Below are 26,749 nucleotides of genomic sequence, written 5' to 3'. Positions count from 1 at the left end.
CCCCCACGCCGACCCCGAGCGGACCGGTGCGGCTGAACCTCACGCTGGACCTCAAGGCCAGCGCGAAGCTGGTCGGCGCCGAAGCGACCCTGACCGGTGGAGGCCTCCAACCTTCCTCCGCCTACGTGCTCACCATGCACTCCACACCGGTGGTCATCGCACGCGGGAAGACGAACTCCATGGGCGGCTTCCGGGCCTCGATCACCATGCCCGGCAAGGCGTGTGTGACCGGCGGCATGCACCAGCTCATCCTCACCGGTACGGCGCCGAACGGAACGACCGTCCGCGACAGCAACTGGGTCCTGCTCAACGACTCGTGCACGGCCCAGACCGGGACAAGTGCGCGACCCAAGAGCAATACCGTCCAACTGCGGTCGTTCATCTTCCCGTACCAGTCCGCGAGGCTGAGCCTGACTGCTAAGCGCAGCATCCGCAGCCTGGTCAGCTCAATGCGTGGGGCCACGAGAATCACCATCACCGGTTACACGCAGACCAAGAGGCAATCGAAGGCCGCCAAGCGCGCCAACCGGATCCTGGCGCAACGCCGGGCCGTCGCGGTACGCAACTACCTTCGAGTCCTCAAGGTGCGCACACCGATCCGAACTGTCGGAGCCGGTGGTGTGAATCCGGTCAGCAACAAGTCTCAGCGCCTGAACCGGAGGGTCACCATCACCGTCCGATTCTGATCCGATCAGCGACAAGTACGAGTTGGGAAGGCTCTGATCCGGTACGGGTCAGAGCCTTCCGCGTGACGCCTGTTGTGACGGGAACGTTCATCCCCCCTCGAAGACCAGGGCCAGCCGATCGGCCAAGGGGCTCAGGGGAGGCAACCGCGAGGATCTGCCGGGAGATTCGCGAGTGGGCCCGAGCCGTGGAAACGCTGGGATACCGGCACATCCTCGCCTACGAGCACATGCTCGGGGCCGGGATCGACACCCGGCCCGGATCGCCTTCCATGAGGTGTTCGTGCTGTCCGGTCATCTCGCCGCCATCACCACCGAGGCGGATTTGGTCACGCGCTGCTGGCCGGTCGCGCCCTACCCGGCGTCGCCGTGCTCCGCCAGGCGATGCACGTGATCTCAGCCACGGTGGCCTCTTGACTGCCTGCACACCCGGTCTCTCCCCACGACCTCGGAGAATTGTTCCGGCATTGCTCTTCCATCCGAGGAAAAGATGGTTAATGGCGAGAAACAATCACCACAGGTACGGGACGAAGCGCCGGGTACCGGACCGATATCCCGCGTACCTCGCACCGGATTCCGCCGACAGTAAAGGCTCCACGCGCCTGGCCTGGTGGTGCATGCTTGGCCGGCATTGCCAGGCCCGCCGGGATGACCAACAGCGACAAGTCCACCCGATATCCCACCTCTGTGAGAGGAATGCGAGAAAGAAAAGCGCCGCCATGATATGTCTGATTGACGCTATTGCACCCCCCTAGGAACAAGGCGTTTACATGTGTTGAAAGCAGGGGTTGACCCCTCAATTCGGGCCTGCCTAACCTGGTCGCGCCATATCGACGTACCGGAGGGCTGTGCGTAGTGATTGCGGCACCTGGCGAAATGCATCGGCTCGAATATTGCGGGTTCGGTTTCCGGTACCGGATCCGGGAAAGTGCCGATGCCGTCGCCGACCCGATGATCGCCGAGGGCGGGATCACCGGCGTGCGCACGCTGTGCTTCGCCGGTGAGCACGACTCGTACGCGCGTCCCGATGAGGTCCGGGCTGCTGCCCTGCTTCACCGACCAACCCCTGGATCAACCGCCCTTTCCTACCGGTACGACCTCAGCAAGCGACACGCGATGACCCGCCCGGTGCCCGGCGCCAAGACACCGGGCAGGCCGGGCGGTTCAGGCGACCCCGGCCATGCGGGCCTCCACCTCGGACGCCGACAGCCCGAAGTCGGCCAGCGCGTACTGGTGCTGGCGCAGCCCGTCCTCGACTGCCAGCACATGCTCCATCTCCGCGTGGGTTTGCGGGGTCAGCTCGATGCCCAGCCGCTCGTAGATGGCCGCCGCGACCTTGATCGGCTCGGCGACGAACTCGGCGAAGTCGACGTCGAAGAACGAGCTTTCGTCGTGCCGGGCCCGCGCCTGGCGGAACTCGGTCATCGACTCCTGCATCAGGGCGAGCATCCGCTGCCCGATGACCGCCTCGCTCATCGCCTCGGAACGCCCAGCCGCAAGGTGGCGGACCATGCTGCACGTGGAGGCGAGCACCTTGGCGTGCGGCCTGCGGTGGGTCTGCACGATGAGCGCGCCGGGGTACACCGTGAGCAAGGCGTCGATGCACAGCATGTGCCCGGCGTACTTGAGGATCCAGCGCCTGCCGGGATCGTTGAGGCCGACGAGCTGCAGGTTGCGCCGGTGCCGCTCGTAGGTCGCGGTCATGTCCACGCCGCGCCTCCAGGCGGTGTAGCTGGGCACGTCCGCGGTGAACTCGAAGTACGCCGACGTCACCGATTGGCGCGTCAGCAACCAGCATTCCTCGGACTCGCCGGCCCGCCGGTTGTGCACCCCGGCGTACCCGGGATGGGCCTGCAGGAATTGCTCGATGCCGGCCTGGGTCCGCTGAAAGCCCGGATTCGACGGCCATTGCGCCCGCGGCGGGCGTGGCTGCGGGAAGAAGCCCAGCCAGGTTTCGAGCCCCTGATGGGCCGGGTCGGCGGTGAGCAGCCGGTGCAGCGTGGTGGTGCCGGTGCGGGTCGGGCCGACGACGAAAACCGGCCGCTCGATGGGCACGTCGCGGTGCTCCGGGTGCTGCCGCCAGCCGTATTCGCTGCTGAGCCGTCCGGCCAGGATGCCGACCAGTTCCTCACGAGCCAGATCAACCCCCAAAGGCGTCAGGGCACTTTCCCGCTCGTACGACCACAGGATCCGCTGCAACCCCTCCCGGTAATCGGTGTCGCCGAAATCGGATAACCCGGTGGCGGCGGTGGCTGCGGCGTGCAGCTCGTCGAGTGTGGCGATCTGGTTCATGTGCGCATCCCTCCAGGGCCGGTGATGGCCGCGAGGCTACTCATATCCATCACTATCCGGCAAGACAGGAAGAAGGTATATGCACTTATGAATGCACATACGTCCGGCACGTTGGAGCGACCCCTCGACCGGTGGGGCTTCACGGAGTTCCTGCGTGAGGGCCGGCGCCGCGGCCACATCTACGACATGCCGGAGCTCGACGGCGTGAACGACGCGATCGTCAGCATGGACGGGCGCAAGGTGCGCAACCTCGCGGGCATCGGCGCGCTCGGCTGGCAGTACGATCCCGCCGTACGCCAGGCCTTTTTGGACACCGCCACCGACTTCGGCCTGGTCGTCGGTGGCTCCCGGATGGTGCAGGGGTTGTCCCAGCCCCACCTGCGGCTTGAACGGCTGCTGGCCCAGGCCACCGGCACGCAGGCCGCGCTCACCTTCGCCACCGGCATGCTCGCCAACGTCGGCTTCGCCCACGCGATGAGCACCCGGCTGGTGGTCGAGGACGACCTGGTCATCGACAACACCGATATGGTCTTCGTGCTCGACCACGACAGCCACTGGTCGATGTGGAAAGCCGTGGAGAAGTTCGTACCCGGGCAGAACCTGCGGACCTTCCGGCACAACGATCCCGCGTCGCTGCGCCGCATCCTGCAACGCCTGCACGGCCGCAAGATCGTGGTCGGCTTCGAAACCGTGTACTCCGCCGACGGTTCGGTCGCCCCGGTCGGCGAGCTGCTCGATCTGTGCGAGGAGTCCGGCGCGATCAGCTTCGTCGACGACGCCAACGGCTTCCTGATGTACGGCAACGGCCAGCGCCGCTTCGCCCAGGAGTACGCCGACCTGCGCCGCGCTGACTTCCTCATGCTGGCACTGGGCAAGACGGTCGGCATCAGCGGCGGTGCTCTGGCCGGCGACAAGGCCGCGATCGACGCGTTCCGGATGCTGTCGGGCACCTCGATGTTCACCACGAACCTGCAACCGCCCTCCGCCGGGGCGATGTGCCTGGTGATCGAGCGGATGCTGGCCGACCCGTCGATCGCCGACGACTATCTGAACCGGGTGGACCGGCTGCGCGCCCAGCTCCTCGAGATCGGCTGCACAATCAACCAGACGCCCAGCTACATCACCTCGATCCGGATCGGCTCGGATCGCACCGCAGCCCAGGTGCGCGAGGACTTCCTCAGGCTCGGCTTCCTGGTCCCGGTGTTCCGCTATCCCGCGGTGCCCCGCAACAAGGCGGTTATCCGGATCATGATGAACAACCGGCTCAGCGACGAGGACCTGCAGAGCTTCGTCGACGCGGTGGCCGAACTCAAGCGGCGCTACGGCTTCTGAGGCGGAACAGCGATGACCGGTAACCCCATGCCCCCGTTCTCCGGCCGCCCTGTCGCGCTTGTTACGGGCTGCTCCAGCGGCATCGGCCTGCGCGCTGTCGTCGCGCTTGTGCGGCGCGGCTTCCACGTCACGGCGACCATGCGCGACCTGTCGCGCCGCAAGGATCTGGACGCCGCTGTCGAGGAAGTGCAGGGCGCCGAGTACGTCGCTGTCCGGCAACTCGACGTCCTGGACCAGGCGAGCATCGACTCGTGTGTCGCCGGTGTCCTTGCGCAGCACGGCCGGATCGACGTGCTGGTGAACAACGCCGGGATCGGGCCGCCGCACTTCGTGGAGGAAGCCACGCTCGCGGACTGGCGCGCGGTGTTCGAGACCAACCTGTTCGGCCAGATCGCCGTCACCAACGCGGTGCTGCCGGCCCTGCGAGCCCAGGGCGGGGGACGGGTGGTGATGCTCTCCAGCATCGGTGTGCGGGTGCCCTCGCCGATGCTCGGGGTGTACAGCGCGTCGAAGGCGGCGCTGGAGGGCTACGCCGAGACGCTGCGACTGGAGGCCAAGCCGTTCGGCGTCCGCGTCTACCTGCTCCAGCCCGGCGCGTACCGCACTGAGATTTACAACTCGCCGCTGCTGACCGCACCGGTGCCCACCGGTTCCGCGTACGCCGATCAGTTCCGCGATCTGCAGAAGTTCTACGTCGGCTACCTCACCACGAGCCTGCGGGACCCCGATGAGGTCGCCGCGGCCATCGTCCGGGCGGCGGTCGGCCGGAAGCGCAGGCTGCGCTACCCGGTCGGCATTGACGCGTGGATCAAACTCGCGCTGCGTACCGCGTTGCCGTGGTGGTACTTCGAACGCCTGGTTCGCAAGGCGGTCGGTCTGCACCCGTGACGCTCCCGCAACAGAGCCCGGTGCCGGGGCCTCCGCCTCTCGCTGCCTTTCTCATCTTCCTCCCCGCCGGCCCACCATGTTTCACGGCGGTTGTCATTCTCCGGGCGGACGGCCGGCGTAGCGGGCGGTTGGGCGGAAGCGGCTCGGCGGGTTGGCGTACTCCTCCATGGCGTGAGCCAGCCACCCTGCCGTCCGGGCAATGGCGAAAATCGTTTCACCGGCGTCGGGCCGCATTCCGGTCAGCAAACTCAGAGCCGCCAGCGCAAAATCAACATTCGGCTCAATGCCGGCCCGCGACCTCATGGCCTCAGCGACATCAGCAATGACGCTGAGCGCCTGCTCATCGTCGCCGGCTTTCGCAGTCACGTCGAGCAAGGCGACCGCCCGGGGATCGACGCCGGAATAAAGCGGATGGCCGAACCCGGGAACACTGCCACCACTGCGCAGCCGGTCGGAAATCGTGCCGACCACATCACCGGTACGAATAGCGATCGCAAGCATCTCAACGGCCAGACCGCTCGCCGCTCCGTGCAGCGGCCCGGCCAACGTCGCCAGCCCGGCGCTGACCACGGCATAGGGATCCGCCCGGGTGGACGCGGCCACCCGCGCCGCGTAGGTGGAAGCCGCGAGATCGTGATCGGCAAGCAGAACCAAGGCCGCGTTCAGAGCCGCAATGCCGTCCTCCGTGGGCGCGGCCGCGGAAAGCCGTTCCCACAGGGCGCCCGCCAACGGGAAACCGCCGGGAACGCGCGGTTCCGAGCCGAGCGACGGCAACGCGGCAACCATCGTGTCCAGCAGCGTGCGGCCTGTAGCGACAACCGCAGCCGGGCTGGTGTCGAAGCGAAGAGGATCCGTCGCCCCGGCAGCGGCAACAATGACGCGGAGCCGATCGGTCAGGCAGGCCGCTTCCGGCAGCGGTCCAGTAACAGCAGCAGCAACGGTACGAAGATTGCTGTCCGCTCCGAACGCCGCGTGCTCCAACCGCCCGGTCCAAAGCAAACTCGCAACCGACTCATACGACTCCCGGCGCGCCAGCGCGGTCGCCTCAAACCCTCGGTAGTACAACCGGTCGCCGGTAATCAACGTGATCCCGGTATGGGTAACCGGCGTTTCCGAACCGTCAAAGGAAGTCCCAGCCCGCCGCCGCTGACCCGCAAACGCTCTGACATCCGTTTCCCGGAAAACGCTCTCCTTGCCCCCACCATGCCGCCGGCTGGCCAGCAACCCCCGGCTCACATACGCATAAACGGTAGCCTTCTTGACCCCCAGCACCCGAGCAACATCGTCAGTGGTCAACATCCGCTCCACCGGCCCTTGACTCACTGTCGTCCCCTCGCTCTCACGGCGGCCCAAGGCGTCTGGCCGCTGTCATATCGCTGCTCTGGCGCCCGATGAGCGCGCTGGCTTTACGTTCATTGTCCTGCCTCAGGCTCCGGCGCCGGCTTTGCGGCCGTTGCGGTGCCCAGGTTCGCGCGCCGGCTTTGCGGCCGTTGCGGTGCCTGCCCAGGTTCGCGCGCCGGCTTTAAGTCCCATGTCTCGCCTCAATTTGAGCGTCAAGCCTTCGCTTGCTGTCATGCCCTGCGCTGAACAACGGCCTTCGCTCGCTGTCGTGTCCCGCTCCGGGCAATGAGCCTTCTCCCGCCACCACGCATTCTCCGCAGCCGCACGACCTCGAAGTATCTCCCGGAACTCGGGCTTACCATCTGCTCCCACGCTGCCTGGCCCCACACCCCACTTCAAGTCGAGTAAAGGACGAGGCGTCGCCGCCGTTCATGTTGTCACGTTGACTTAATCAACATTGACAGGTGGACAACAGCCGCCACAGAGTGGGTGCATGATGAACGTGGAGCCGGGCCTCGCCGGCGTCGTTGCCTTCGACACCGAGATCGCTGAGCCGGACCGGGATGGCGGCGCCTTGCGCTACCGCGGCATTGATGTCGAAAAGCTCGTCGGCCGCGCCTCCTTCGGCGAGGTGTGGGGCCTGCTGGTTGACGGCGATTTCCAGCGACCGCTGCTGCCGTTGGAACCCGAGGATGAGATTGCGTTGCCGGTGCGGACGGGAAATGTCCGGGTTGACGTGCAGGCGGCTACTGCGGCGCTGGCTTCGTACCGGGGGCTGCGGCCGTTGATCGATATTGACGAGCGGGAGGCGCGTGACGATCTGGCTCGCTCGGCTGCGGCCATGCTGTCGTTTGTGGCGCAGGCTGCCCGCGATGAGCGGCTGCCGCAGGTGCCGTGGGAACGCGTGGGAAACGCGGAAACGCTCAGCGAACGGTTCATGGTTCAGTGGCAGGGAGAGCCGGACCCGCGGCACGTTGAGGCGGTCGATCGGTACTGGGTCTGCGCGGCGGAACACGGCATGAACGCGTCCACCTTCACCAGCCGCGTCATTGCCAGCACGGGGGCCGACGTCGCCGCGGCGCTTTCCGGTGCGGTGGCGGCGATGTCGGGGCCGCTGCACGGAGGGGCGCCGGCGCGGGCGCTGGACATGGTTCAGGCCGTGGAGAGCACGGGAAACGCTCGCGCGTACGTGAAGCAGGTGCTCGACAGCGGGAAACGGTTGATGGGGTTCGGCCACCCGGTCTACCGAGCCGAGGATCCCCGGGCGCGCGTTCTGCGGGCGGCAGCGAAGGAACTCGGAGCGCCACGGTACGAGGTGGCTTTGGAACTGGAGAACGCCGCCCTGGCCGAGCTGCGGGAACGCAAGCCCGACCGGGTCCTGGAAACCAACGTCGAGTTCTGGGCGGCGATCGTCCTCGATTTTGCCGGAGTCCCGGCCGGCTTGTTCACCCCGCTGTTCACGTGCGCCCGGACGGCGGGATGGAGCGCACACATTGTGGAGCAGAAACGCCTCGGGAAAATCATCCGGCCGTCGGCTGACTACGTGGGACCCAGGGACCGGGAACCGTCCGATCTGCCGGGGTGGCGCCGATGAGCCAGACCCCTGCAGCTGCTCGGCGAGCACGGCCCGGACCGCACCCCGGTGATCGCCGCGGCGATCGGGGTGCTGGCGTTCAGCGGTTGGTCAGGAACGAGATGCCCTCGGCGAGTGCGAGGTCGGTGAGTTCGGGGTCGTGACGGATGCCGATGTCACGCATGAAAGCATGCTCGCCGCCGGCGTACACGTGCAGCTCCAAATCTTCGTGACCTGAGCCATAGAGTTCCGTGAGGATCCGCAGGCGCGCGTCGGCGGGAACGTGAGGATCCTGGGAACCGAACACAATCATCAGCTTGCCGTGGATGTCGGCGGCACGGGCCAGCGATCCGGCGTCGGCGTCGGCTCCGAGGGCGCCGTTGTGCAGGCCGGTCGGGTAATAACAGACAGTGGCTTGGATACGGGGGTCGAACGCGGCGCGGAACGCGAGGTGACCGCCGATGCAGAAGCCGGTCGCGAACAGGGCGGTGATGTCGTCACGTTGTTCCAGGTAGTCGAGCACCGCGACGCGATCCGAGTCGAACTGCGCGATGGTCGTGGCTGCAGCGCCTTCGAGGCCTGCTTGTTTCCCGGCGTCGTCGAATTCCAACGCGATCCCGGCCAGCGGGCCGCGCGGGTAGATCTCAGGAACGCAGACCGCGAACCCGGCCGAGGCCAGCCGCCGGGCTGTGCGAAGCGTGGACTCGGTCAGCTGGAAAATGTCGGTGTACAGCAGCACACCAGGCCGTGGTTCCTCGCCGACCGGCCTGATCAGCACGGAACGGATCTCGCAGTCGGGCGCCGGCACCAGCACTCTGTCCTCACGCAGCTTCATGCCGGGTGAGATTACTGGTGCCGTGCGCCCCCGGCTCAGCGCCGCGCCAGGCGTCGTTCTCCCGAGGCGCCGGTGAGGTACTGCAGGTTGTAGTGCGAGAACACGCCCGGTTCGTCCGCCGCGGTCAGCTCCCCATCGGTGTCGATCGACGGGGCGTCGGAGACCAGCTTCTTGCCATAGCGCACCCGCACCGCGCTCGGCGACACAGTGGCCCCATCCAACGGTACGAAGCCGAGCCGGTGCCGCCCGACGAAACCCACCCGCACGGTGGCGAAGGCCGGCTGATCGGTGGCCGTGTCGACGTACACGGCCTCCAGCTCACCGATCTTGTCGCCGTCGGGGTCGATGACCTTCTCGCCACGCCAGTCGCGCAAATTCTCAGCAGGGAACATGTCGGTGAAGATTCCCGGCGGCCCGCCCCCGAAACCCCGCCACCGCGTGACCTGTTGCCGTTGCCGTTGCCGTTGCCGTTGCCGTTGCCGTTGCCGTTGCCGGCGCCGGGGCGGGCGGCACCCCGCCGAGGCCGCCAAGGACGCGCGAAGAAGGCTTGCACCCAGGAGGCCGCCGGCACTGCACGAAGGGCGCGCCCCCTACCGGGCGCGTACGCCTGCCTGGACCCGCAACGTCCCGGCGGCGGTGTCGATGGTGGCCCGGGTTCCCAGGGGAACGGTCAGCTGTCCGTTTCCGTGGCCGATCCGTAAGCCGCCCAGCACGGGAACGCCGAGATCCGCGACGCGGTCCTGCACCGCCTGCGCCGCGGTCCATTGGCCCGGCGTTACCGGGGCGTTCGTGAACTGGCCGATCGCGATCCCGGCTATCCCTTTGAGGACACCGGAACGCCGCAGGTGGGTGAGCATGCGGTCATAGCTGTACGGCGCTTCGTCCGTGTCCTCGAACAGCAGGATCGCTCCGCGCAGGTCCGGCAGATCCGGCGTCCGCAGACTCGCCTGCAGTATGGTCAGGTTTCCGCCGAGCAGGGTCCCGGAGGCCCGCCCGGGAACGGTGACCGCAGCGCTTGGCTCGGCTGGATCCCGGGTCAGCGTGATGGGTGCGGTGGTCATGATGGCCGAGCGCAGGGACTCGATCTCCGCCGGGCCGGTCCGCGAGTCGGTCCAGTTGACCATGGGACCGTAGAAGCTGACCAGGCGGGCGCCGGTCCAGAGCCGCCCGATCAGCGAGGTGAGATCGCTGAAGCCGACAAAGACGCGCGGGCTGTGGCGCACGTCCCGCATGTTCATTCCGTCAAGGATTCGCTGCGTTCCGTAGCCGCCCCGGGCCGCGAAGACGCCCTTGATCCCGGGATCGGTGAACGCCGCGGTGAGGTCGGCCAGCCGGTCGTCGTCGGTTCCGGCCAGGTAGCCGTACACGTCGTGCAGGTGTTTGCCCTCTTCCACGACCAGGCCGAAGCTTTGCAGGATCTGGATCCCGCGGGCGAGCCGGGTGTCGGGAACGCCGGCCGGAGCGATCACGCGTACCCGATCGCCAGGCCGCAGGGCCGGGGGCCGGATCGCCGCCCCGGAAGCGGGGGAACCGGAAGCGGGGGAACCGGAAGCGGGAGAGCCGGAAACAGGAGAGCCGGAAGCGGGGGAGGCGGAGACGGGAGAGCCGGAAACCAGCGGGCTGGTTGTTGCCGCAGCAGCCGCGCCGAGGAACGTACGGCGGGAAAGCGTCATCTCAGCAGGTTGCCGGTCAGCCGCCGATGCCGTCAACAGGTCCAGATAGGACCGGCCGGAACGGCTGAAGATAGGGCCGGTCAGTCAGCGGGCGCTTTCCTGGCAGGCCGCCGCGCCCCGGCATTTGGTCATCGCGGCCAACTGGCGGTGCAGCCGGTCACGCGTCTGCTGGGACATGGTGATCGCCGTGTTCTGCAGTTGGTCGGGATCGCGGGCATGGTCATAGAACTCGCGGAAACCGTCGGAATATTCGATGTAGGTGTATCTGGTCGTGCGCAAAGCCGAATACGTTCTCGGGTTGCCGCTGTTGGTGGCCGGATAGTCGGGATCCTTGTGATCCAGGTCGGGCCCGTGGTGCTCGATGAGCGCGGTCCGGCGCCAATCTGCCGGGGATTCGCCGCTCAGCAGCGGGCGCAGGCTGCGACCATCGACATCGGCCGGTGTTGCGGCTCCGGCGAAATCGCCGAACGTGGGGCGCAGGTCGATGTTTTCGGCGGGCTGCGGCACGGTGGCGCCGGCTTTGACTCCCGGCCCGGAGACAATCAACGGTACGTGAATGTCTGTGTCGAAGGCGGTCTGCTTTCCCGGGCGTAGCCGGTGCTCGCCGAGGTGATAGCCGTTGTCCGAGCTGAAAACAATGATGGTGTTCCCGCCGGCACCGGTCTTGGCCAGGGCGTCCTGCACCGCGCCGATCATCCGGTCGACCGACTGCACCGATTGCACCCGCTTGCGGAAAGCGACGTCGAGCTGCTTCTTCTCGGGGGCGGTCAGTGGCGTACGAGTGGCGAGCCAGGGCGGCGGGTTCGTGGGCAAGGTATCGAAGGCGGCCGTACGCGGAGCATTCAGTGCGAGAAAGGATTTTCGATCTTGCAGGGCCGGCGTGTAGGGCCGGTGCGGTGCGAAGGTCGCGAGCTCGATCAGGAACGGCGTCCGAGCGGCGACGGAAGCGGTGATGAAGGTCTGCGCCTTGCCGGAGATGACATCGGTCAAGTAATCCGTCGAACGGGAACCGTAATGGCGGACCCGGCCGTTCTCCAGCAGGTCGTAGTTGTAGTGCGCGTATCCGTTCCCGGCAACCGCCCACTCGCTCCAGCCAGGCGGAACGATCTTCTTCTTGGGCTGGTAGACGTTGAGGTACTTGCCCATCAGCGCCGTGCGGTAGCCGGCCTTCTGCAGATCGGTGGCGAACGTCGAGTTTTCGTGCCCGCGCCGGTGGAATTCGGCGTATCCACCGTCGTCACCGCCGTTGGTGAAAATCCCGGTGTTGTGCGGAAACTTGCCGGTCAGGATCGACGCGCGCGAGGGGCAGCACAGTGAATCCGTGACCGTGTAATTCGCGAAGGACGTTCCCGTTCTCCGCAGCGCCCGCACGTGCGGCATGGAGGCGACGAGGTTCATCGTCAAGTCGTCGGTGAGGACGAAAACAATGTTCGGCCGGTCCGGGGATCCACCCGCGACAGCCGATGGCGATGGCGCCGGCTCCGGGGACGAGGTGCAGCCGGCGAGCAATGCCAGCACGGCGGCCAGGGCGACGAAACGGCGCATAAACCGACCATAAGGTCTAAATCACCCAAATTCAAAGCGACCAGACTGCCCGGGGACAGCAAAACAGCAACGAGCGGCTACCCCCGATCAGCCAATACCCCAGCAGCCAGATCAAGCAGCCCCTCAACACCCCCCGTCCCTGCCGGAGCCCGCGGAACAACCTCCGGCATCAAACACCGCTGGAGCAGCAACTCCACCAAAGCAGCCCGATGCACAATGTCCTCGCCCCGCAGCGCCCCCGGCAGGATCCGGATCTCCACCGTGTCCCGCAGCGGCGTCTCCCGGAACAGCTGGGTCAGGTTGATGTCGAAGAACTTGGTCAGCGACGAACCCGCCGCGGCCAGCTCCTCCCACGACGGCGACGGCGACGGCGACGGCGACGGCGACGGCGACCCAGTGACAACATCAACCAGGTCGGCCGGTAATGGCGCCAGCCGGGTGCAAGCCGGGTTCGTCTGCAGCACCGCCCGCAACGGCTCGCGCCAATAGCCGAACAGCCGGATCAGGTTGGCCAGCGCGGGTGCCGAACGGAACGGCGCGCCATCCACGTGCAGGTGCACAGCAGCCTCGGCGGGCACGGTGAAGCCCAGCTCCCGAGCCGGTGCCAGCAACTCCTCGAGGGCGGCGAGGTGGTTCGACTCCAGGGGCGGCGTCACGATTTCGCAGGGGCGTTCGCGTTCGCCGCCCTGGGGCAGGGCCAGGGCGATGGTCGTGCCGGTGGCATCGTTGAGGCGGTATACCTTGCCGAACTGTTCGACCGAAGTGCCCCAAAGCTTGGCCGTTGCCTGCAGGACGGTGTCCAGCGGGCCGGCCGGGTCGCAGTGCTTGGCAAGGAGCTGGAGCAGCCGGGAGTCGTCGCTGAGCACGCGAAACCAGCCGGGCGGGGCGGGAGCCCGGGGGTCCAGCCCGGCCAGCAAGGTGACGTCGTCGACCAGGGTGCACAGCAAGCTGCCGTCCGGGCGGCGTACCTCGAAGCCCCTGGTCAAATGCAGGAACTGGCCCAGTCCCGGTACCAGCGACGGCTCGCTGTCGTGGTGCCACACCGGCCGGACCTGGCCGCCGCACCGGGCGGCCAGGTCCTGGGCGAGGGTGAGACGGCTTCGGCCTGGCGGGGCCATCAGCTCGATCTCCACCCCCGTCCGCAGGTGCAGCTCGGGTGTCACGGCTGGATCGGCAGCTCGCCACCGGCGAGCAGCTTCTTGCCGCCCAGGATCTTCGCGTCGTACGGGCTCTTGGTCTTCCAGAGCTTGGACAGCTCAACCGCGTCGTCGTAGTCGTAGCCGGCGGCGAAGAAGGCTTCGACCCGCTGGGATTCGACGAAGCCCTGGGTGCTCTCCGGGTCGGGCTTGACGCCGGAGACGTCGGGCAGGTCCTTGCCCTGCAGCAGCAACTTGCCGGCCTTGGCCTTGGCGTCGCCGACGCGGTCGTTGCTGATCTTCCAGTACTTGGCGAGTTTGCGGGCGTCCTCGTAGCCGTAGCCGGCCGCGAAGTAGGCGTCGTACTGCCGGTCGAGCGCCGTCTTGGTCGAGACCGGCGCCGGCGAGGCCGTCGCCGACGGGGTGGGTGAGGGGAGAACCGCGGGCGGGGGCGCGGCGGCCGGGGCCAGCGCGGCGGCGTTGCTGCTCTGGCTGGCCGGCAGCAACGACGGGAGCTGGAAGGCGCCCGCGATCAGCCCGGCGCCGAGCACGGCCCCACCGGCCGCCTGGCAGCCACGCCTGCGCCGCTTGTAGGTGCGGGACAAGTCCTTGACGCGAGCGTAAACGGCCGCCGCGTCAGGGATCTGGTCCTCGTGGGTCCGGAAGGCCTCACGTAGCTGGTCTCCGTGGTCGGTCACGACTTCTCCTCGGCATATTTCCTGGTGAGCGGCGATGTATTGAGCTCCGGGGCGAGCCGGAGAGTCTTCAGAGCCCGGGAGGCATGGCTGCGGACCGTGGCCGGCGAGCAGTTCAGCAGGTCGGCGATCTGGGTGTCCTCGAGCTGCTCGTAGTAGCGCAGCACGAGCACCGCCCGCTGTTTGCGTCCGAGCGTGGCCAGGCGGTTCCACAGCGCGTCTGCTTCGACGACCCGATCGGCGTGGTCGCGTACCCCGCCGTGCGCGTCATCAAGTTCGTGGAGACGTTCGCCGACCGCGTGCACGTTGCGCGCGGCCCAGCTGCGCCGCCAGGACAGGTACTCGTTGAGCACCATCCGCCGCACGTACGCCTCGGGCGAATCCGCGTCGCTGATCCGCGTCCACCGCAGCTGGGCGCGGGCCAGTACCTCCTGCACCACGTCCTGGGCCAGGTCACGGTCGCCGGTCAGGACGACTGCGTAACGAAGCAGGCTGGGCAGGCGGGCCGTTGCGAATTGCTCGAACGTCACATGATTAATGACGCGGCCCGGGGAAAACCTGTGCAACCTGATCCGCGAATAATTTTGGGAGGGATGCACGATGGCCCGCACATGGTTCATCACCGGCACCTCGCGGGGCTTCGGCCGGGAATGGGCGCAGGCGGCACTTGAGCGAGGCGATCGGGTCGCGGCCACGGCGCGCAACACCGAAACCCTCAAGGACCTCGTCACCCGGTACGGCGACAGCGCGCTCGCCATCGAGCTCGACGTGACCGACCGCGCAGCCGTGCTGGCCGCGTTGGCCCAGGCCAACGAGCATTTCGGGCGGCTTGACGTGATCGTCAACAACGCCGGCTACGGCCAGTTCGGGATGGTTGAGGAGATCAGCGAGCAGGAGGCCCGCGCGCAGTTCGAGACCAACGTCTTCGGCGCGTTGTGGGTGACCCAGGCCGCCCTGCCCTACCTGCGGGACAGTGGCGGCGGCAACATCATCCAGGTGTCGTCGATCGGCGGCATCTCGGCCTTCCCCAACATCGGCATCTACAACGCCAGCAAGTGGGCGCTGGAGGGCTTCAGCCAGGCCCTGGCCCAGGAGGTTGCCCTGTTCGGTGTCAAGGTCACGCTGGTCGAGCCGGGGGGCTTCAACACCGACTGGGGTGGCTCGTCAGCCCAGCACGCCGCGGCGCTCCCGGCGTACGAGAAAGTCCGTGAGATTGCCGCGGAGGCACGCAGCCGCCGGACGGCCAGCCCGGGTGACCCGGCAGCCACCCGGACCGCGATTCTCAAGATCGTCGACGCCGAGAAGCCGCCGCTGCGCGTGTTCTTCGGCAGCGCCCCGCTCGGCATCGCGACCGCCGACTACGAGTCCCGCCTGGCCGAATGGAAGGAGTGGCAGCCGGTCGCCGAAGAGGCCCAGGGTTAGACCGTCTGCAAGGACCGCTCGCTGAAGCCGAGCATGCAGCCCTCGATCGTGGTCTGCACCGGTTTGTCCGCATCGGGGCGGCACCCAGCGTCACAAACAGCGGCGGGTAGTGCTCGGGCGCCGGGTGGGCCAATGGCATGCCCGGCGCCCGGTGCCGGCAGCCGGCCAGCTCGTCGATGTCCCCACGGGCCAGGGCGCCGGCCGCCCACCCGTCGAAGTCCGACGACCAAGCCGGACGGAGCGCAGTGACTGTCTTGCACAGCTGAATGCCCATCCGGGGCTTAGTCTGCCGACGTGACTCAGTCTTCATGTCCCACCCAGTCCCGGCTCTACGAGGGCGGGAAGGTGGTGGCCGGGAACTTCGGCACCGCGGACATCCCGGGCCTGCTCCACGAGCACAAGGACGCCGTGGTGTGGCTCGACATGCTGGACCCCGACGAAGCCGCGCTGCAGTCCATCGCCGCGCTGCTGCAGCTGCACCCGCTGGCCGTCGAGGATGCCGTGCATGACCACCAGCGGCCCAAGCTCGACCGCTACCGCAACCACTTGTTCATGAACGTGTACGACGTACGGGTCTCCACCAATGGCCCGGCCCCCACGGTGGAGAAGGTGGAGATCAGCGCGTTCGTCGCCGAGCGGGCCCTGATCACCGTGCGCAAGTCCGACAGCGACATCAGCGCGATCACCAAGCGCTGGGATGCCGACCCCGAGCTGGCCAAGCACGGCGTCGCGTTCCTGATGTACGGCCTGCTCGACGTGGTGGTCGACGGCCAGTTCGCCGCCGCTCGGATGCTGGACGAGGCGATCGACAAGACCGAGGACGCGATGCTGGAGGAGGGCGGCGCGCCCCGGACGGTACGGCTGTACGGCTTCGGGCTGCGCAAGGCCCTCGTCCAGCTGCGTCGCGCGGTGGCCCCGATGCCCGACGTGGTCGGCACGCTGCTGCAACAGGATCTTGACCTGGTCGTGGACGGGCTCAAGCCGTACTACCGCGACGTCGACGACCACGCGCGGCGGGCCACCGAGACCATCGACACCGCCCGGGACCGGATCAACAGCTCGCTTGAGGCCGACCTGAGCGAGCAGAGCAACCAGCTCAACGACATCACCCGCAAGCTCGCCGCGTGGGCCGCCATCATCGCGGTGCCGACTGCCATCACCGGCTGGTTCGGCCAGAACGTTCCATTCTGGGGCTACGAACACGTTTCCGGCTTCGCCGCAAGCACCTTTTTGATCATTGTGGCGGGCGGGGGGCTCTACCTGTTCCTGAAACGGCGCGGCTGGCTGTGATCTCGCGTACCCTGCCCCAGGATCTTGATCGGGTGAGGTGGCTGGATGATCGGCTTGGTGCTCGGTGCCGTGCGTGCTCGGGCGGCACAGGCGTTGACAGTTCTCGTTCTCACCGCCATCGCGGCGGCGGTTGCGGCTGCCGGTCCGTGGTTCTCGGCGGCCGCGGGAAGCAAGGCAGCCACTTCCGATGTGGCGAACGCCGCGCCGGGGGACCGGGTCGTGTCGGTCCGGCAGTTGAGCGAGACCCTGGGGGAGCCCAAGGCGGTCCTCGACGCCTTCGCCGAGGCGGTGCGCCAATTGCTGCCGCTGCCCGGCCTGGACCCGGTCATGGGCATGTCGCTGAGCCAGTATGCCAAAATGGACACCGCGGTGACCCCGATGGCGCTGGCCTACCGCGACGGCTTCTGCGACCACGTACGGCTGACCGGAGACTGCCCGGCCAAGCCCGGCGAGGTCGCGATCAGCCAGGACTCCGCCCAGGCCCTGTGGCTCGACATCGGCGGTACGCTCAAGCTGAGCGTCAACGAACTCGCCGACCCGACCTCGCTGCGCATCGTCGGGCGCTACACGCTGACCGACCCGGCCGGGGCGTACTGGAGCGACAAGCTGTTCCGCGCCGACGACGGCCTCGACCCGGCCTTCACCCCGCTGGAGACGTTCGCCGAGCCGGCCCTGTTCTCGCCGACGCTCACCTACGACGTAACCGTGCCGGACGAGCTGATCCGCGGCGACGACGGCTTCGACCTGGCCGGCGAGATGAGCCGGGCCGGCCGGGCGTTCACCGACGCCGACCTGCGCCTGGTCGACCCGACCCGCCCGCTGCTGCAGACCATCGCCAGCGACCGCGCCCTGGTCCGCCGGGGCATGCTCATCGCGCTGGCCCAGGTGCTGGTGCTGAGCTGGTTCGCCATGGGCCTGGCCGGGCGCTGCACCGGGCGCGACCGCCGCGGTGACGCCGCCCTGCTCAAGCTGCGCGGCAGCACCCGGGGTGGCATGCTGCGCCTGGCCTTCGGTCAGCACCTGGTGCCGCTGCTCGCCGGGGTGGTGGTGGGCACCCCGTTCGGACTGCTGGCCGGCTGGTGGCTGGGCGGTTCCATCGATTCTGCCGCGGACCGGCGTTCCACCCTGTTGCTCTGCGCTGCCACCGTGGCCGCCGTCCTGGTCGGTGGCCTGCTGGTGCTCGCCGCCGTCGAAATCGCCGTGCTGCGCCTGCCGGTGGCCGCGCTGCTGCGCCGGGTGCCCACGGGCCGGCGCTCCTGGCGGGCCGACCTGCTCGACCTGGTGCTGCTGGCGGTTGCGGTGGCGGCGACATACCAGGCGCGGGCCGATGACAGCGGGAGCGGGTTGGCGCTGATCGCACCGGCTTTGGTGGCGCTCGCGGTCGCGTTGCTGCTGGCGCGCGTGCTCAGCCGGGTGGCCGACCGCGCCAGCGGTGCCGCGTTGCGCACCGGACGGCTGCGGCTCGGGCTGACCGCCGCGCGGATCTCCCGTCAGCCCGGCACCGACCGGGTGTTCACGCTGGTCACTGTGGTGGTCGCGGTGTTCGCCACGACCGGCGGGGCCTGGTGGGCCGGGCACAACGCCCGCATCGAGCGCAGCGAGGTCGAACTCGGTGCGCCCCGCGTGCTCACCGTCCAGGCGTCCACCAGCACCGCGCTGCAGCACGCCGTGCGGACCGCCGACCCGCAGGGCACCTCCGCGATGGCGGTGATCGTCAACACCGATGTGGCGCCCGCGCTGTACGCGGTGGACAGCACCCGCCTCGGCGCGGTCGCCGGCTGGCGCCCCGAGTACGGCGACGAGCAGACGCTCAGCAAAGCGGTAGCCACGGCGTTGCCGGCCCCGGCCACCGTCACCGGCGACCGGCTCGAGCTACAGGTCCGCAACGACGGGCCGAAGCCGGTCCGGGTGGCCGCGGTGCTGCAGAACGAGGACAACGGCCACATCATCGCGCTCAGCTTCGGGCTGGTCCGGAAGGGCGAGCACACGATCACCGCAAAGGCCGACGGCTGTACGGCACCCGGCTCGGGATGCCGGCTGGTGCGCTGGACGGTCAGCCGCGCCGAGGCCCTCGACACCGAGACGCCGTCGTTCGGCGCGAGCCTCACGCTGACCGCCGTGCGGCAGCGCAACCCGGACCAGGTGGTGCTCGATGCCGCCGCCCTGGGCGATGTGCGCCGCTGGCGGGCCGACTTCACCGGCTCGGCCATGCAGATCTCCGCCGCGCCGGGCGCCTTGACGATGCGGACCAACACCAGCCAGAAGCGCGCGGCCCTGGTCGGCACCGCCGTGTACGCCGCCGACGCCACGCTTCCCCTGCCAGTGATCCTCGCCGGTGCGGCGCCCAACGGCTGGCAGTTCGGCGACCCGCTGCTCTACGCCGTCGCCGCGGACCCGGTGCCGGTGCGGGTGGTCGCCAGCGTGCCGGTGCTGCCGGCCGCCGGGCGCGCCGGGTTGTTCACCAATCTCGACACCATCCGGCGGGTGGCCTCCGACGCCGACCTCAGCGGCACCTACCAGGTCTGGCTCGCAGCCGGTGCCCCCGCGTCGGTGGTGGACCGGCTCAAGGCGGCCGGGTTGGTGGTCACCGGCGACAACTCGGTCGCCGGCAACGCCGACCGGCTGGCCGAGCAGGGCACCGCGCAGGGGGCGATGTTCGCGTTGTTCGCAGCCGCCGCGGCGGTGCTGCTGGCCGCCGCGACCATCGGCGTGGCGGTGGCCGCGGACCGGGAGCCGCACCTCGAGCAGTTGCGCGCGCTGCGCCAGCAGGGCCTGCCCGCCCGCGCGGCCCGGCGCATCGGCACCGCGACCAGCACCGTTCTGGTGGTCGCGGCCGTGCTCGCCGGGCTGCTAGCGGCGGCGATCGCCCGCCCGGTGGCCGGGCTGAGCACCACCGCGTTCACCGACGGGTGGAACGTGACACCCCCGCCCGGCCCGCTCAGCGTCGCGGTGCTCGCCGTGGCCGGCGTGGTGGCGTTGCTGGTGTTCGTCGCGGCAGCCCGGCTGTCGCTGCGACGCCTCACCCGGGAACTCGGCGGAGGGCGGACGAAATGACCGGGCTCATTCTGGCCATGCTGTGGCGCCGCCGCGCCCAGGCTGTGGTGCTCGCGCTGCTGGCCATGCTCGCGGTGACCGCCGCCGTGGCGGCACCGGCCTATCTGCGGGCGGCGAACCGCGCGGTGGCGGCCGGGCAGGTCGCCACGGCCACCAACGGTGAGCGCTCGATCTCGCTGCTCAAGAGCGAGGACGACCGTAAGTCAGCGTCCGGCGGCGGCGACAACCTCAGCTTCGCCGACGTCGGCCCGGCGCTGCTGACCTTCCCCGGGTTCACCAACGTGTACGCCGCCGAGTACCCGACCATCGGCATCGACCCGGAGACCGCCTACCGAACCCGGTTCGTCTACCGGCAGGACGTCTGTGCCCACCTCAGCATGGTCACCGGCCGGTGCGCGGTGTCGGCCGGCGACGTGGTGGTGGGGGAGCAGACGGCCAAAAGGCTCAAGCTGGCCGCCGGTGACACGATCACTCTGCAGTTCGCGACGTTCAACCCGGACCCGGCGGTACCGATTTTCCTGCCCGACGGCGCGGAGCAGGACCTGACCGTGGCCGGCACCTACACCGTGCCGCGCCCGGAGGATCCGTACTGGGGCACGCACGGCTACTTCGCCAGGGACCCGGGTGACCGGCCCGGCGAGCCGGTGTTCACCACCTTCGCCACCATGGATGGCATGGAGCACGGCGCCACCGGCAAGTCCGTGGACAGCACGGCGAACCCGGGAGCGCTGGACGTCGACAAGCTGGACGGCGTGCGCGCGGCCGTGGCTGGCTTGAAGGACACCACCGGCAAGCTCGGCGCCGCGGTAAACATCCGCACGGGGCTGCCCGATCTGCTGGCGCGCATCGATTCCGGGCGTGCCGCGGCCCGCATCATCGTGCCGGTCATCGCGGTGCCGCTGGTGATGCTGGCCTGCTTCGTCATCTTCCTGGCCGCCGGGCGCGGAGCCGAAGCCCGCCGGCCCGAGCTGGCGGTGGCCGCGCTGCGCGGCGTGCGCTGGTGGGAACGCTGGCTGCTGGTCACCGGGGAGAACCTGCTCGCCATCGTGGCCGGTGCGATCCTTGGCTGCCTGACCGGTCAGCTGCTGGTCAACGCGATGGCCGGGGTGCTGTTCCCCGGTGTCGGCGCGGCCGCGGGCTTCGCCTCCCTGCTGTACGCGCCGCTGGCCGCGATCGCCGCCATCCTGGCCGCGTTGCTGGCTCAGCGCCGCGAGCTGTTCGCCCATGTGGCCACGCTGCTGCGCCGCTCGCCGGGCGCTGGGCGCCGTCCGCCGCTGCTGGAGATCGCGGTGGTGCTGCTCGCCGTCATCACCGGCATTCAGCTTGCGGTGTCCGGCGAGCCGGTCGGGGCCGGGTTGCTGGCTCCCGCGCTGATCGTGTTCGCCGTCGCGCTGGTCGTGGCGCGCCTGCTGCTGCCGGGCGTGGCCGCATACTCGGCGCGGGCGCTGCGGCGGGGCCGGCTCGGCCCGGCGCTGGCGGGCCTGCGGTTGTCGCGGCGCCCCGGTGCGGCTGCGTTGTTCGCGCTCGTGACGGCGGGGGTGGCGGTGGCGGCGTACGCGGTCTGCGCCGTGGACTCCGGTGAGCAGGACCGGGCCGTGGCCGCCGGGCTGGGCACCGGCGCCGACCGGGTGATCTCGGTGGACGTGGAGACCCCGGGGCAGCTACTGGCCGCTGCCCGGACGATCGACCCGGACGGCAAGTTCGCCATGGCGGTCACGCGCACCCCGGGCACAGGCGACGGCGAGCCGCAGGGCCTGGCCGTCGACGCCACCCGGCTGGCCACCGTGGCCACCTGGCCGGACGGCGGTGCCCCAGCGGGCGAGATCGCCGCGGCGTTGCACCCGCAGGCGCCGGAGCCCGTCATCATCAAGGGCCAGGACGTCAACATCGAGACCACCGTCACCGAGGTGCGCGAGGCCGTCCCGCTGAGCCTGACGCTGGCGGTCACCTCAATCACCGGCGGCGGCTCGGTCCAGATCTCGCTGGGGACCATGCGCAACGGCGTTTCCTCGTACGCCCAAAGAGCTGGCCGGTGTGCCCAGGGGTGCCGGGTCGACGGCATCAAGGTTTCCACTGTCGACGGCTCCTCCGGGGTCACCGGGCACATCGTGGTGAACCGCCTCGGCGCCATCAACCCGGTCGTGGACGCGGTCACCCCGAGTCGGCTCAGCGACACCTCGACGTGGCGGATGGCGCGCTTCGGCACGCTGTCGAGCGACCCGAAGGGGCTGGCCATCGACGTCGATGCGCCAAACGGGCTGGGTGACACCGGGGCCTGGATCCAGCCGGTCGACACCCCGCTGCCATTGCCGGTCGCCGGGCGGCCGGGCAACGCCTACACCGGCCTGGACGGCAAGCTCACCGAGGTGCGCCGGGTGCCGGGGCTGGCCACCGTGCCGGGGCTGGGCACCGGGGGAACGCTGACCGATCTGGAGTACGCCGATCGGGCTGCCACGCAGTCCGGCCCGGCCGCCAATCCGCAGATCTGGCTGTCCGCCGCGGCTCCCGCCGACGTGATCGAGCGCTTGGCCGCGCAGGGTGTGGTGGCCACCGAGGACGTGCGGGCCGCCAGCGTGCGGGAACGCCTGGATCGGCAGGGTCCGGCGCTGGCGTTGTGGTTCTATGCGCTGGCCGGGATCCTGGCCGTGCTGCTCGTGGGCGGCGCGCTGCTGTTGGCTGCCGCCGTGGACCGCGAACAGCGCGATGAGGATCTGGCGGCGTTGCGGGCCCAGGGTCTCGGGCGGGCTTCGGCGGGCCAGGCGGCGCTGTGGGCGTACCCCTTGCTGGTTGTGCTGGCCGTGCTGACCGGAACCGGAACCGGTCTGGCGGGCTATGCGACGACGGGCTGGACCTTGCCCTTGGCGGGTCTGGATCCGCCGCCCTTGCCGCTGCCGCTGTGGCCGCGGTGGTGGGTGGTGGTTCTCGCGATGCTGGCTGTGCTGGTGTTCCTGGTGGTGATGTCGGTGCTGACGACCTCGCGGAGGGGGAGAAGATGAGGACGTTGACCGTGCAGGCCGCGAATCTGTCCCATGGGGATGGTTCGGTGGTGCTCAGCGGCGTGTCGGTGCAGGCGCGTCCGGGGGAGTTGCTGGCGGTGACCGGCACGTCGGGTGCGGGCAAGACGACGCTGCTGTCGGCAATGGCAGGCCTGCTGGCGCCCGCGTCCGGTGAGATCCTTGTCGATGGCGAGCAGCTACGTGACCGCGATCATGGTGTGGCGCTGGGCGTGGTGCTGGTCCCGCAGGACAACGGGCTCGCCGCGATCCTGACAGCCGAGGAGAACGTTGCGGTCGCCGTGATCGCCACCGGTGGCACCCCCGCCGAGGCCCGGCGTGGCACCAGCACGGCCCTGGAGAAGCTCGGGCTGGCGGGTCAGGCCGGTCAGCTCATCGAGGAGCTCTCCGGTGGCCAGCAGCAGCGCGTGGCCATCGCCCGCGGCCTGGCCTTGCACGGCGATGTGGTGCTGGCCGACGAGGTGACCAGCGAGCTCGACGCAGCGAACCGGCAGCGCGTGCTGGAACTGCTGCGCGGCGAGGCCCAGCGTGGTGCCGCAGTCGTGTTCGCCACGCACGACCCGGAAGCGGCCGCCGCGTGCGACCACGAGATCCACCTCGCCGACGGGCAGGCCATGATGGTGCGATGACCAGACTTGCGCACCACGCCCGGCTGGAATGGGACGGCTCGACAGCCTCGGGTTATCGCGTCTACTCCCGCAACCACAGCGCCACCGCGCCCCCGGCGGAGGCGTCGCTGCGGCTCAGCGCCGATCCGCACTTCAAGGGCGACTCCGCGCTGCTCAACCCCGAACAGCTCGTCGTGCTTGCGGCCAGCTCGTGCCAGATGCTGTCGTTCCTGGCGCTGGCCGCGCGCAAGCACGTGAACGTGCTCGGCTACACCGACGAGGCGACCGGCTATCTGAGCGAGGACCTGCGCAAGGCCTCCATCGAGCTGATCGAACTGCGCCCGGTCATCCGGGTGGCCGAGGGCACCGACGAGGCGTTCGTGCGCACTTTGGTCGAGCAGGGCCACGACGAGTGCTACATCGCGAACTCGCTCAACTCCACGATCACCATCGAGGCCTCGATCGTGATTTAGGCGGCCTCGCTGCCGCCGGGCACCAGCTTGACCGTGCCGTCCTCATGGTCGACGGTGAACAGCGTGCCCGGCGGGAAACTGCCGAGCACCTCCGGCGGCAGCTGCACCGTGCCGTCGCCGGCCACCACTGCGAAGTCCTGGCCGTCGCGGCCCTCGGCCCCGACCCGGCCGTCGCGGATCGTCACCGCGCGGCCCAGCCGGGCGCCCACCTCGTTGTCGTGGGTGACCACCACGATGGTGGTCTGGCGTTCGCGGTTCACCGTCTCCAGCGCGTCGAGCACCTCGTCACGGCCCGCGGTGTCGAGCCGGCTGGTGGGCTCGTCGACCAGCAGCAGACCCGGGCCGGCGGCGATGCCCACGGCCAGCGCGGCGCGCTGCTTGGCACCCGGGGTCAGCTCGGCCAGCCGCGCGCGGCCCATGCCGGGCAGGCCCACCAGGTCCAGGATGCGGTCCGGGTCGTCCAGTTCGATGCCGCGCGTGTGGGCGGCCCGGCGCTGGGCGAGCCAGATGTTGCGGTGCAGGCTGGCGTACGGCAGCAGGTTACGGGCCGCCCCCTGCAGCACCACCCCGATCTCGGTGCCCCGCAGCCGGGAGACCTCGGCGTCGGAGAGCTTGCCCATGTCGTACGTGCCGATGTTGATCCGCCCTGCCGATGGCCGCATCATCCCGGCGAGCAGCGAGATCAGCGTCGACTTGCCCGAGCCGCTGGGTCCGACCAGAGCCAGCGTCTCCCCGGGGGCGATGGACAGGTCGACCCCGGCCAGGGCCACCACGTCGCCGGCTTCCGCCCGGTAGATGTGCACCACGCGGCGGCAGGCCACCGCAAGACCGTTCATCTGATCAAGGTAGCGGACGCGAAGTGGCGGTGGTCACCCGCAAGTGAGCCAATCGGTTTTGTTGTCTCCCGGCAGCTTTGTTTAGGGTGAGCGCGTGCGTGACATCGCCGTTTTCACCGGTAGCGCCCATCCACAACTGGCCGCAGAGATCTGCGAGCACCTCGGGGTGCCGCTGTTGCCCACCAAGACCTCGCGTTTCGCCAACGACTGCATCGAGGTGCAGCTACAGGGCAACTGCCGCGAGCGAGACGTGTTCCTCATCCAGCCCCTGGTCCCGCCGGTCCAGGAGAACCTCGTCGAACTGCTGTTCATGCTCGACGCGGCGCGAGGTGCGTCGGCCGGCCGGATCACGGTTGTGCTGCCGCATTACGCGTACGCCCGCAGTGACAAGAAGGATGCTCCGCGCATCTCGATCGGCGGTCGCCTGGTCGCTGACCTGCTGCAGACCGCCGGCGCGCACCGGATCCTGGCCATGACCCTGCATTCCCCGCAGGTCCACGGCTTCTTCAGCATCCCGGTCGACCATCTGCACGCGCTGCGCGAGCTGGCCCACCACTTCCGAGGCTACGACCTGAGCAACACGGTCGTCGTCTCGCCCGACCTGGGCAACGCCAAGGAGGCCGCGCACTTCGCGCGGATGCTCGACATCGAGGTCGCGGCCGGGGCCAAGCAGCGCTACGCCGACGACAAGGTGGTGATCAGCTCGGTGATCGGCGAGGTGGCCGACCGTGACGTCATCATCCTCGACGACGAGATCGCCAAGGGCAGCACCGTGTTCGAGCTGCTCGGCCGCCTGCGCGAACGCAACGTCCGCAGCATCAGGGTCGCCTGCACGCACGGCCTGTTCACCGCCGACGCGGTCCAACGGCTTTCCGACGAGAAAGACGTCGAAGAAATTGTCTGTACGAACACAGTGCCCATCCCGCAGTCCTCACGCACCGGCAAGCTGACCGTACTCTCGGTCGCCCCGGCGCTGGCCGAGGCAATGCGCCGCATCCACAACGGCGAGTCGGTCAGTGCCCTTTTCGCCTGAGCATCTCCACCGTCTGCTGACGGCGATGCTGGCGATGCAACGGCAGTCCTGGGAACAGGGCGTGGCAGCGCAGGCCGCTCTCGACCTGGGGCGCGACGACCTGGTCGTGCTGCTGGCCGAGGCGGCAGTGGCTCGTCAGGCACCCGACGGGCGCCTTGGCGATGTGGGCGAGAACGGGGCGGTCAACGGGGCTGCTTGCGGGGAGGCGGTGCTGGCGGCTTTTGGTCGTACCGGCAAAGCGGTTTTCGCCGAAGCGGCGCGCAAGCAATTGGCCTGGCTGGAGTCCGGCGCGGAGCGGGCCGAGGACGGGACGTTGTTCCATCTGACGGACTCGCGGGAGATCTGGGCCGATACGGTGTACATGGTTGTGCCGTTTCTCGCCGTGAGCGGTCGCGTGGAGCTGGCCTGGCAGCAGATCGAGGGGCATCGGCGGCGGCTGTGCCACGACGGCGTCTATTCGGCCTCGACGGTGCGATCGGCGCGCTGGGGTGCGGCCAGCGGGTGGGTGGTGGCCGCAATCGCCCGCACGCTGCGTATAACGCCGGATTTCCCCGATCGTCACCGCCTGGCCGTTCATGCACGTGAGGTGCTCGACGCCGCTCTCGCTTTTCGTCGCCCAGATGGCCTGTTCAACGACGTGCTGGATGACCCGGCGACCTTCCGCGAGGCCAACGCGGCCCAAATGTTTGCTTACGCAGCGTTGACAGGTGCCGCCGACGGATGGTTACCTAGCGTGTACGTCGAGACGGGCCGTGACCTGCTCGCCGCGGCGGCCCGGTGTGTTGACGGATCGGGGGTCGTGCGGGACGTCGCCGGCTCCCCGGGCTTCGACCGGCCGGGCACCTCCACCGAGGCGCAAGCGTTCGCGATCCTTGCCGCCGTGGCACAAACCCCGCGCGACCTGCGTCGATTCGACCCCGTGGGCTAGGTGTGCTGTCCAGGGAGGTTGGTCGAGATTGTGTGACGACACGATCTGACGATCAAGGTCTGATGTCGTGAACGGGTGAAGGCCTCCGGCTGTGGAGT

Annotated in this window: 22 protein-coding genes; 12 read left to right on the top strand and 10 right to left on the bottom strand. The window is 69.1% G+C overall.

Annotated elements, in window-relative coordinates; genetic code table 11:
- Positions 1 to 686 (top strand): OmpA family protein (locus TFC3_RS22645; RefSeq protein ID WP_236718255.1); only part of this gene is annotated, 686 nt, incomplete at its 5' end.
- Between the two features lie 1,161 nt (positions 687 to 1,847).
- On the opposite strand, the gene TFC3_RS22640 is transcribed toward TFC3_RS22645, so the two are convergent.
- Positions 1,848 to 2,975, bottom strand: coding sequence for a sulfotransferase (locus TFC3_RS22640; protein WP_067503441.1), 1,128 nt, complete (start codon positions 2,973 to 2,975; stop codon positions 1,848 to 1,850).
- An 87-nt stretch (positions 2,976 to 3,062) separates the two neighbouring features.
- Between TFC3_RS22640 and TFC3_RS22635 the strand changes: the two genes are divergently transcribed.
- A complete protein-coding gene (locus TFC3_RS22635) occupies positions 3,063 to 4,307 on the top strand; it encodes an aminotransferase class I/II-fold pyridoxal phosphate-dependent enzyme (RefSeq protein WP_082772233.1) in 1,245 nt (414 codons plus the stop codon).
- A 12-nt stretch (positions 4,308 to 4,319) separates the two neighbouring features.
- Positions 4,320 to 5,195 carry an SDR family NAD(P)-dependent oxidoreductase gene (locus TFC3_RS22630; protein ID WP_082772232.1) on the top strand — a complete coding sequence of 292 codons (876 nt, stop codon included), beginning with the start codon at positions 4,320 to 4,322 and terminating at the stop codon, positions 5,193 to 5,195.
- A 93-nt stretch (positions 5,196 to 5,288) separates the two neighbouring features.
- Here TFC3_RS22630 and TFC3_RS22625 read toward each other — a convergent pair whose 3' ends face one another.
- A complete protein-coding gene (locus TFC3_RS22625; protein ID WP_067507260.1) occupies positions 5,289 to 6,494 on the bottom strand; it encodes a citrate synthase in 1,206 nt (401 codons plus the stop codon).
- Positions 6,495 to 7,029: 535 nt separating this feature from the next.
- On the opposite strand from TFC3_RS22625, the gene TFC3_RS22620 reads away from it, so the two are divergent.
- The gene (locus TFC3_RS22620) at positions 7,030 to 8,130 is read left to right on the top strand and encodes a citrate synthase 2 (RefSeq protein ID WP_067503435.1); all 1,101 of its coding nucleotides are present in this window, start codon (positions 7,030 to 7,032) and stop codon (positions 8,128 to 8,130) included.
- Between the two features lie 79 nt (positions 8,131 to 8,209).
- On the opposite strand, the gene TFC3_RS22615 is transcribed toward TFC3_RS22620, so the two are convergent.
- The 7 genes from TFC3_RS22615 to TFC3_RS22585 all read right to left on the bottom strand — a co-directional run bounded on the left by TFC3_RS22615 (position 8,210) and on the right by TFC3_RS22585 (position 14,523).
- On the bottom strand, positions 8,210 to 8,944 hold the full coding sequence (locus TFC3_RS22615) for a dienelactone hydrolase family protein (RefSeq protein ID WP_067503432.1): 735 nt from the start codon (positions 8,942 to 8,944) through the stop codon (positions 8,210 to 8,212).
- A 35-nt stretch (positions 8,945 to 8,979) separates the two neighbouring features.
- Complete coding sequence (locus TFC3_RS22610; RefSeq protein ID WP_067503430.1) at positions 8,980 to 9,336, bottom strand: PRC-barrel domain-containing protein; 357 nt, start codon at positions 9,334 to 9,336, stop codon at positions 8,980 to 8,982.
- Between the two features lie 198 nt (positions 9,337 to 9,534).
- Entirely contained in the window at positions 9,535 to 10,617 is a 1,083-nt protein-coding gene (locus TFC3_RS22605) for an LD-carboxypeptidase (protein ID WP_082772231.1), read from the bottom strand.
- An 84-nt stretch (positions 10,618 to 10,701) separates the two neighbouring features.
- On the bottom strand, positions 10,702 to 12,162 hold the full coding sequence (locus TFC3_RS22600; protein WP_067503427.1) for a sulfatase-like hydrolase/transferase: 1,461 nt from the start codon (positions 12,160 to 12,162) through the stop codon (positions 10,702 to 10,704).
- Positions 12,163 to 12,239: 77 nt separating this feature from the next.
- Positions 12,240 to 13,325, bottom strand: coding sequence for an amidoligase family protein (locus tag TFC3_RS22595; protein ID WP_067503424.1), 1,086 nt, complete (start codon positions 13,323 to 13,325; stop codon positions 12,240 to 12,242).
- On the bottom strand, positions 13,322 to 13,996 hold the full coding sequence (locus TFC3_RS22590) for a hypothetical protein (RefSeq protein WP_067503422.1): 675 nt from the start codon (positions 13,994 to 13,996) through the stop codon (positions 13,322 to 13,324). The genes TFC3_RS22595 and TFC3_RS22590 overlap by 4 nt, the downstream gene beginning before the upstream one ends.
- The gene (locus tag TFC3_RS22585) at positions 13,993 to 14,523 is read right to left on the bottom strand and encodes a SigE family RNA polymerase sigma factor (protein ID WP_067503419.1); all 531 of its coding nucleotides are present in this window, start codon (positions 14,521 to 14,523) and stop codon (positions 13,993 to 13,995) included. The genes TFC3_RS22590 and TFC3_RS22585 overlap by 4 nt, the downstream gene beginning before the upstream one ends.
- A gap of 70 nt (positions 14,524 to 14,593) precedes the next feature.
- Here TFC3_RS22585 and TFC3_RS22580 point away from each other — a divergent pair, with 70 nt between their 5' ends.
- The 6 genes from TFC3_RS22580 (at position 14,594) to TFC3_RS22555 (ending at position 23,854) form a co-directional block, all read left to right on the top strand.
- Positions 14,594 to 15,415: an SDR family oxidoreductase gene (locus TFC3_RS22580; protein ID WP_067503416.1), complete on the top strand. Its 822-nt coding sequence runs from the start codon at positions 14,594 to 14,596 to the stop codon at positions 15,413 to 15,415.
- 294 nt (positions 15,416 to 15,709) lie between these two features.
- A complete protein-coding gene (locus tag TFC3_RS22575; RefSeq protein WP_067503414.1) occupies positions 15,710 to 16,705 on the top strand; it encodes a magnesium transporter CorA family protein in 996 nt (331 codons plus the stop codon).
- Positions 16,706 to 16,750: 45 nt separating this feature from the next.
- Positions 16,751 to 19,759, top strand: a complete 3,009-nt coding sequence (locus TFC3_RS22570) for an ABC transporter permease (RefSeq protein ID WP_067503411.1) — start codon at positions 16,751 to 16,753, stop codon at positions 19,757 to 19,759.
- Positions 19,756 to 22,755 carry an FtsX-like permease family protein gene (locus TFC3_RS22565; RefSeq protein WP_067503408.1) on the top strand — a complete coding sequence of 1,000 codons (3,000 nt, stop codon included), beginning with the start codon at positions 19,756 to 19,758 and terminating at the stop codon, positions 22,753 to 22,755. Before TFC3_RS22570 ends, TFC3_RS22565 begins: the two co-directional genes overlap by 4 nt.
- Entirely contained in the window at positions 22,752 to 23,402 is a 651-nt protein-coding gene (locus tag TFC3_RS22560; RefSeq protein ID WP_067503405.1) for an ABC transporter ATP-binding protein, read from the top strand. The genes TFC3_RS22565 and TFC3_RS22560 overlap by 4 nt, the downstream gene beginning before the upstream one ends.
- On the top strand, positions 23,399 to 23,854 hold the full coding sequence (locus tag TFC3_RS22555; RefSeq protein ID WP_067503402.1) for an OsmC family protein: 456 nt from the start codon (positions 23,399 to 23,401) through the stop codon (positions 23,852 to 23,854). Before TFC3_RS22560 ends, TFC3_RS22555 begins: the two co-directional genes overlap by 4 nt.
- Here TFC3_RS22555 and TFC3_RS22550 read toward each other — a convergent pair.
- Positions 23,851 to 24,690, bottom strand: coding sequence for an ABC transporter ATP-binding protein (locus TFC3_RS22550; protein WP_067503399.1), 840 nt, complete (start codon positions 24,688 to 24,690; stop codon positions 23,851 to 23,853). The two genes, TFC3_RS22555 and TFC3_RS22550, sit on opposite strands and share 4 nt — an antisense overlap.
- A 94-nt stretch (positions 24,691 to 24,784) precedes the next feature.
- On the opposite strand from TFC3_RS22550, the gene TFC3_RS22545 reads away from it, so the two are divergent.
- Together TFC3_RS22545 and TFC3_RS22540 are read left to right on the top strand one after the other, a co-directional pair.
- The gene (locus TFC3_RS22545) at positions 24,785 to 25,723 is read left to right on the top strand and encodes a ribose-phosphate pyrophosphokinase (RefSeq protein ID WP_067503396.1); all 939 of its coding nucleotides are present in this window, start codon (positions 24,785 to 24,787) and stop codon (positions 25,721 to 25,723) included.
- A 25-nt stretch (positions 25,724 to 25,748) separates the two neighbouring features.
- Entirely contained in the window at positions 25,749 to 26,651 is a 903-nt protein-coding gene (locus TFC3_RS22540) for a glycoside hydrolase family 88 protein (protein WP_153040339.1), read from the top strand.
- The last annotated feature ends 98 nt before the right edge of the window (positions 26,652 to 26,749 follow it).

This window comes from Actinoplanes sp. TFC3, assembly GCF_001553785.1.
Classification (GTDB): domain Bacteria; phylum Actinomycetota; class Actinomycetes; order Mycobacteriales; family Micromonosporaceae; genus Actinoplanes.
This window is presented reverse-complemented; position numbering and strand designations above follow the sequence as displayed.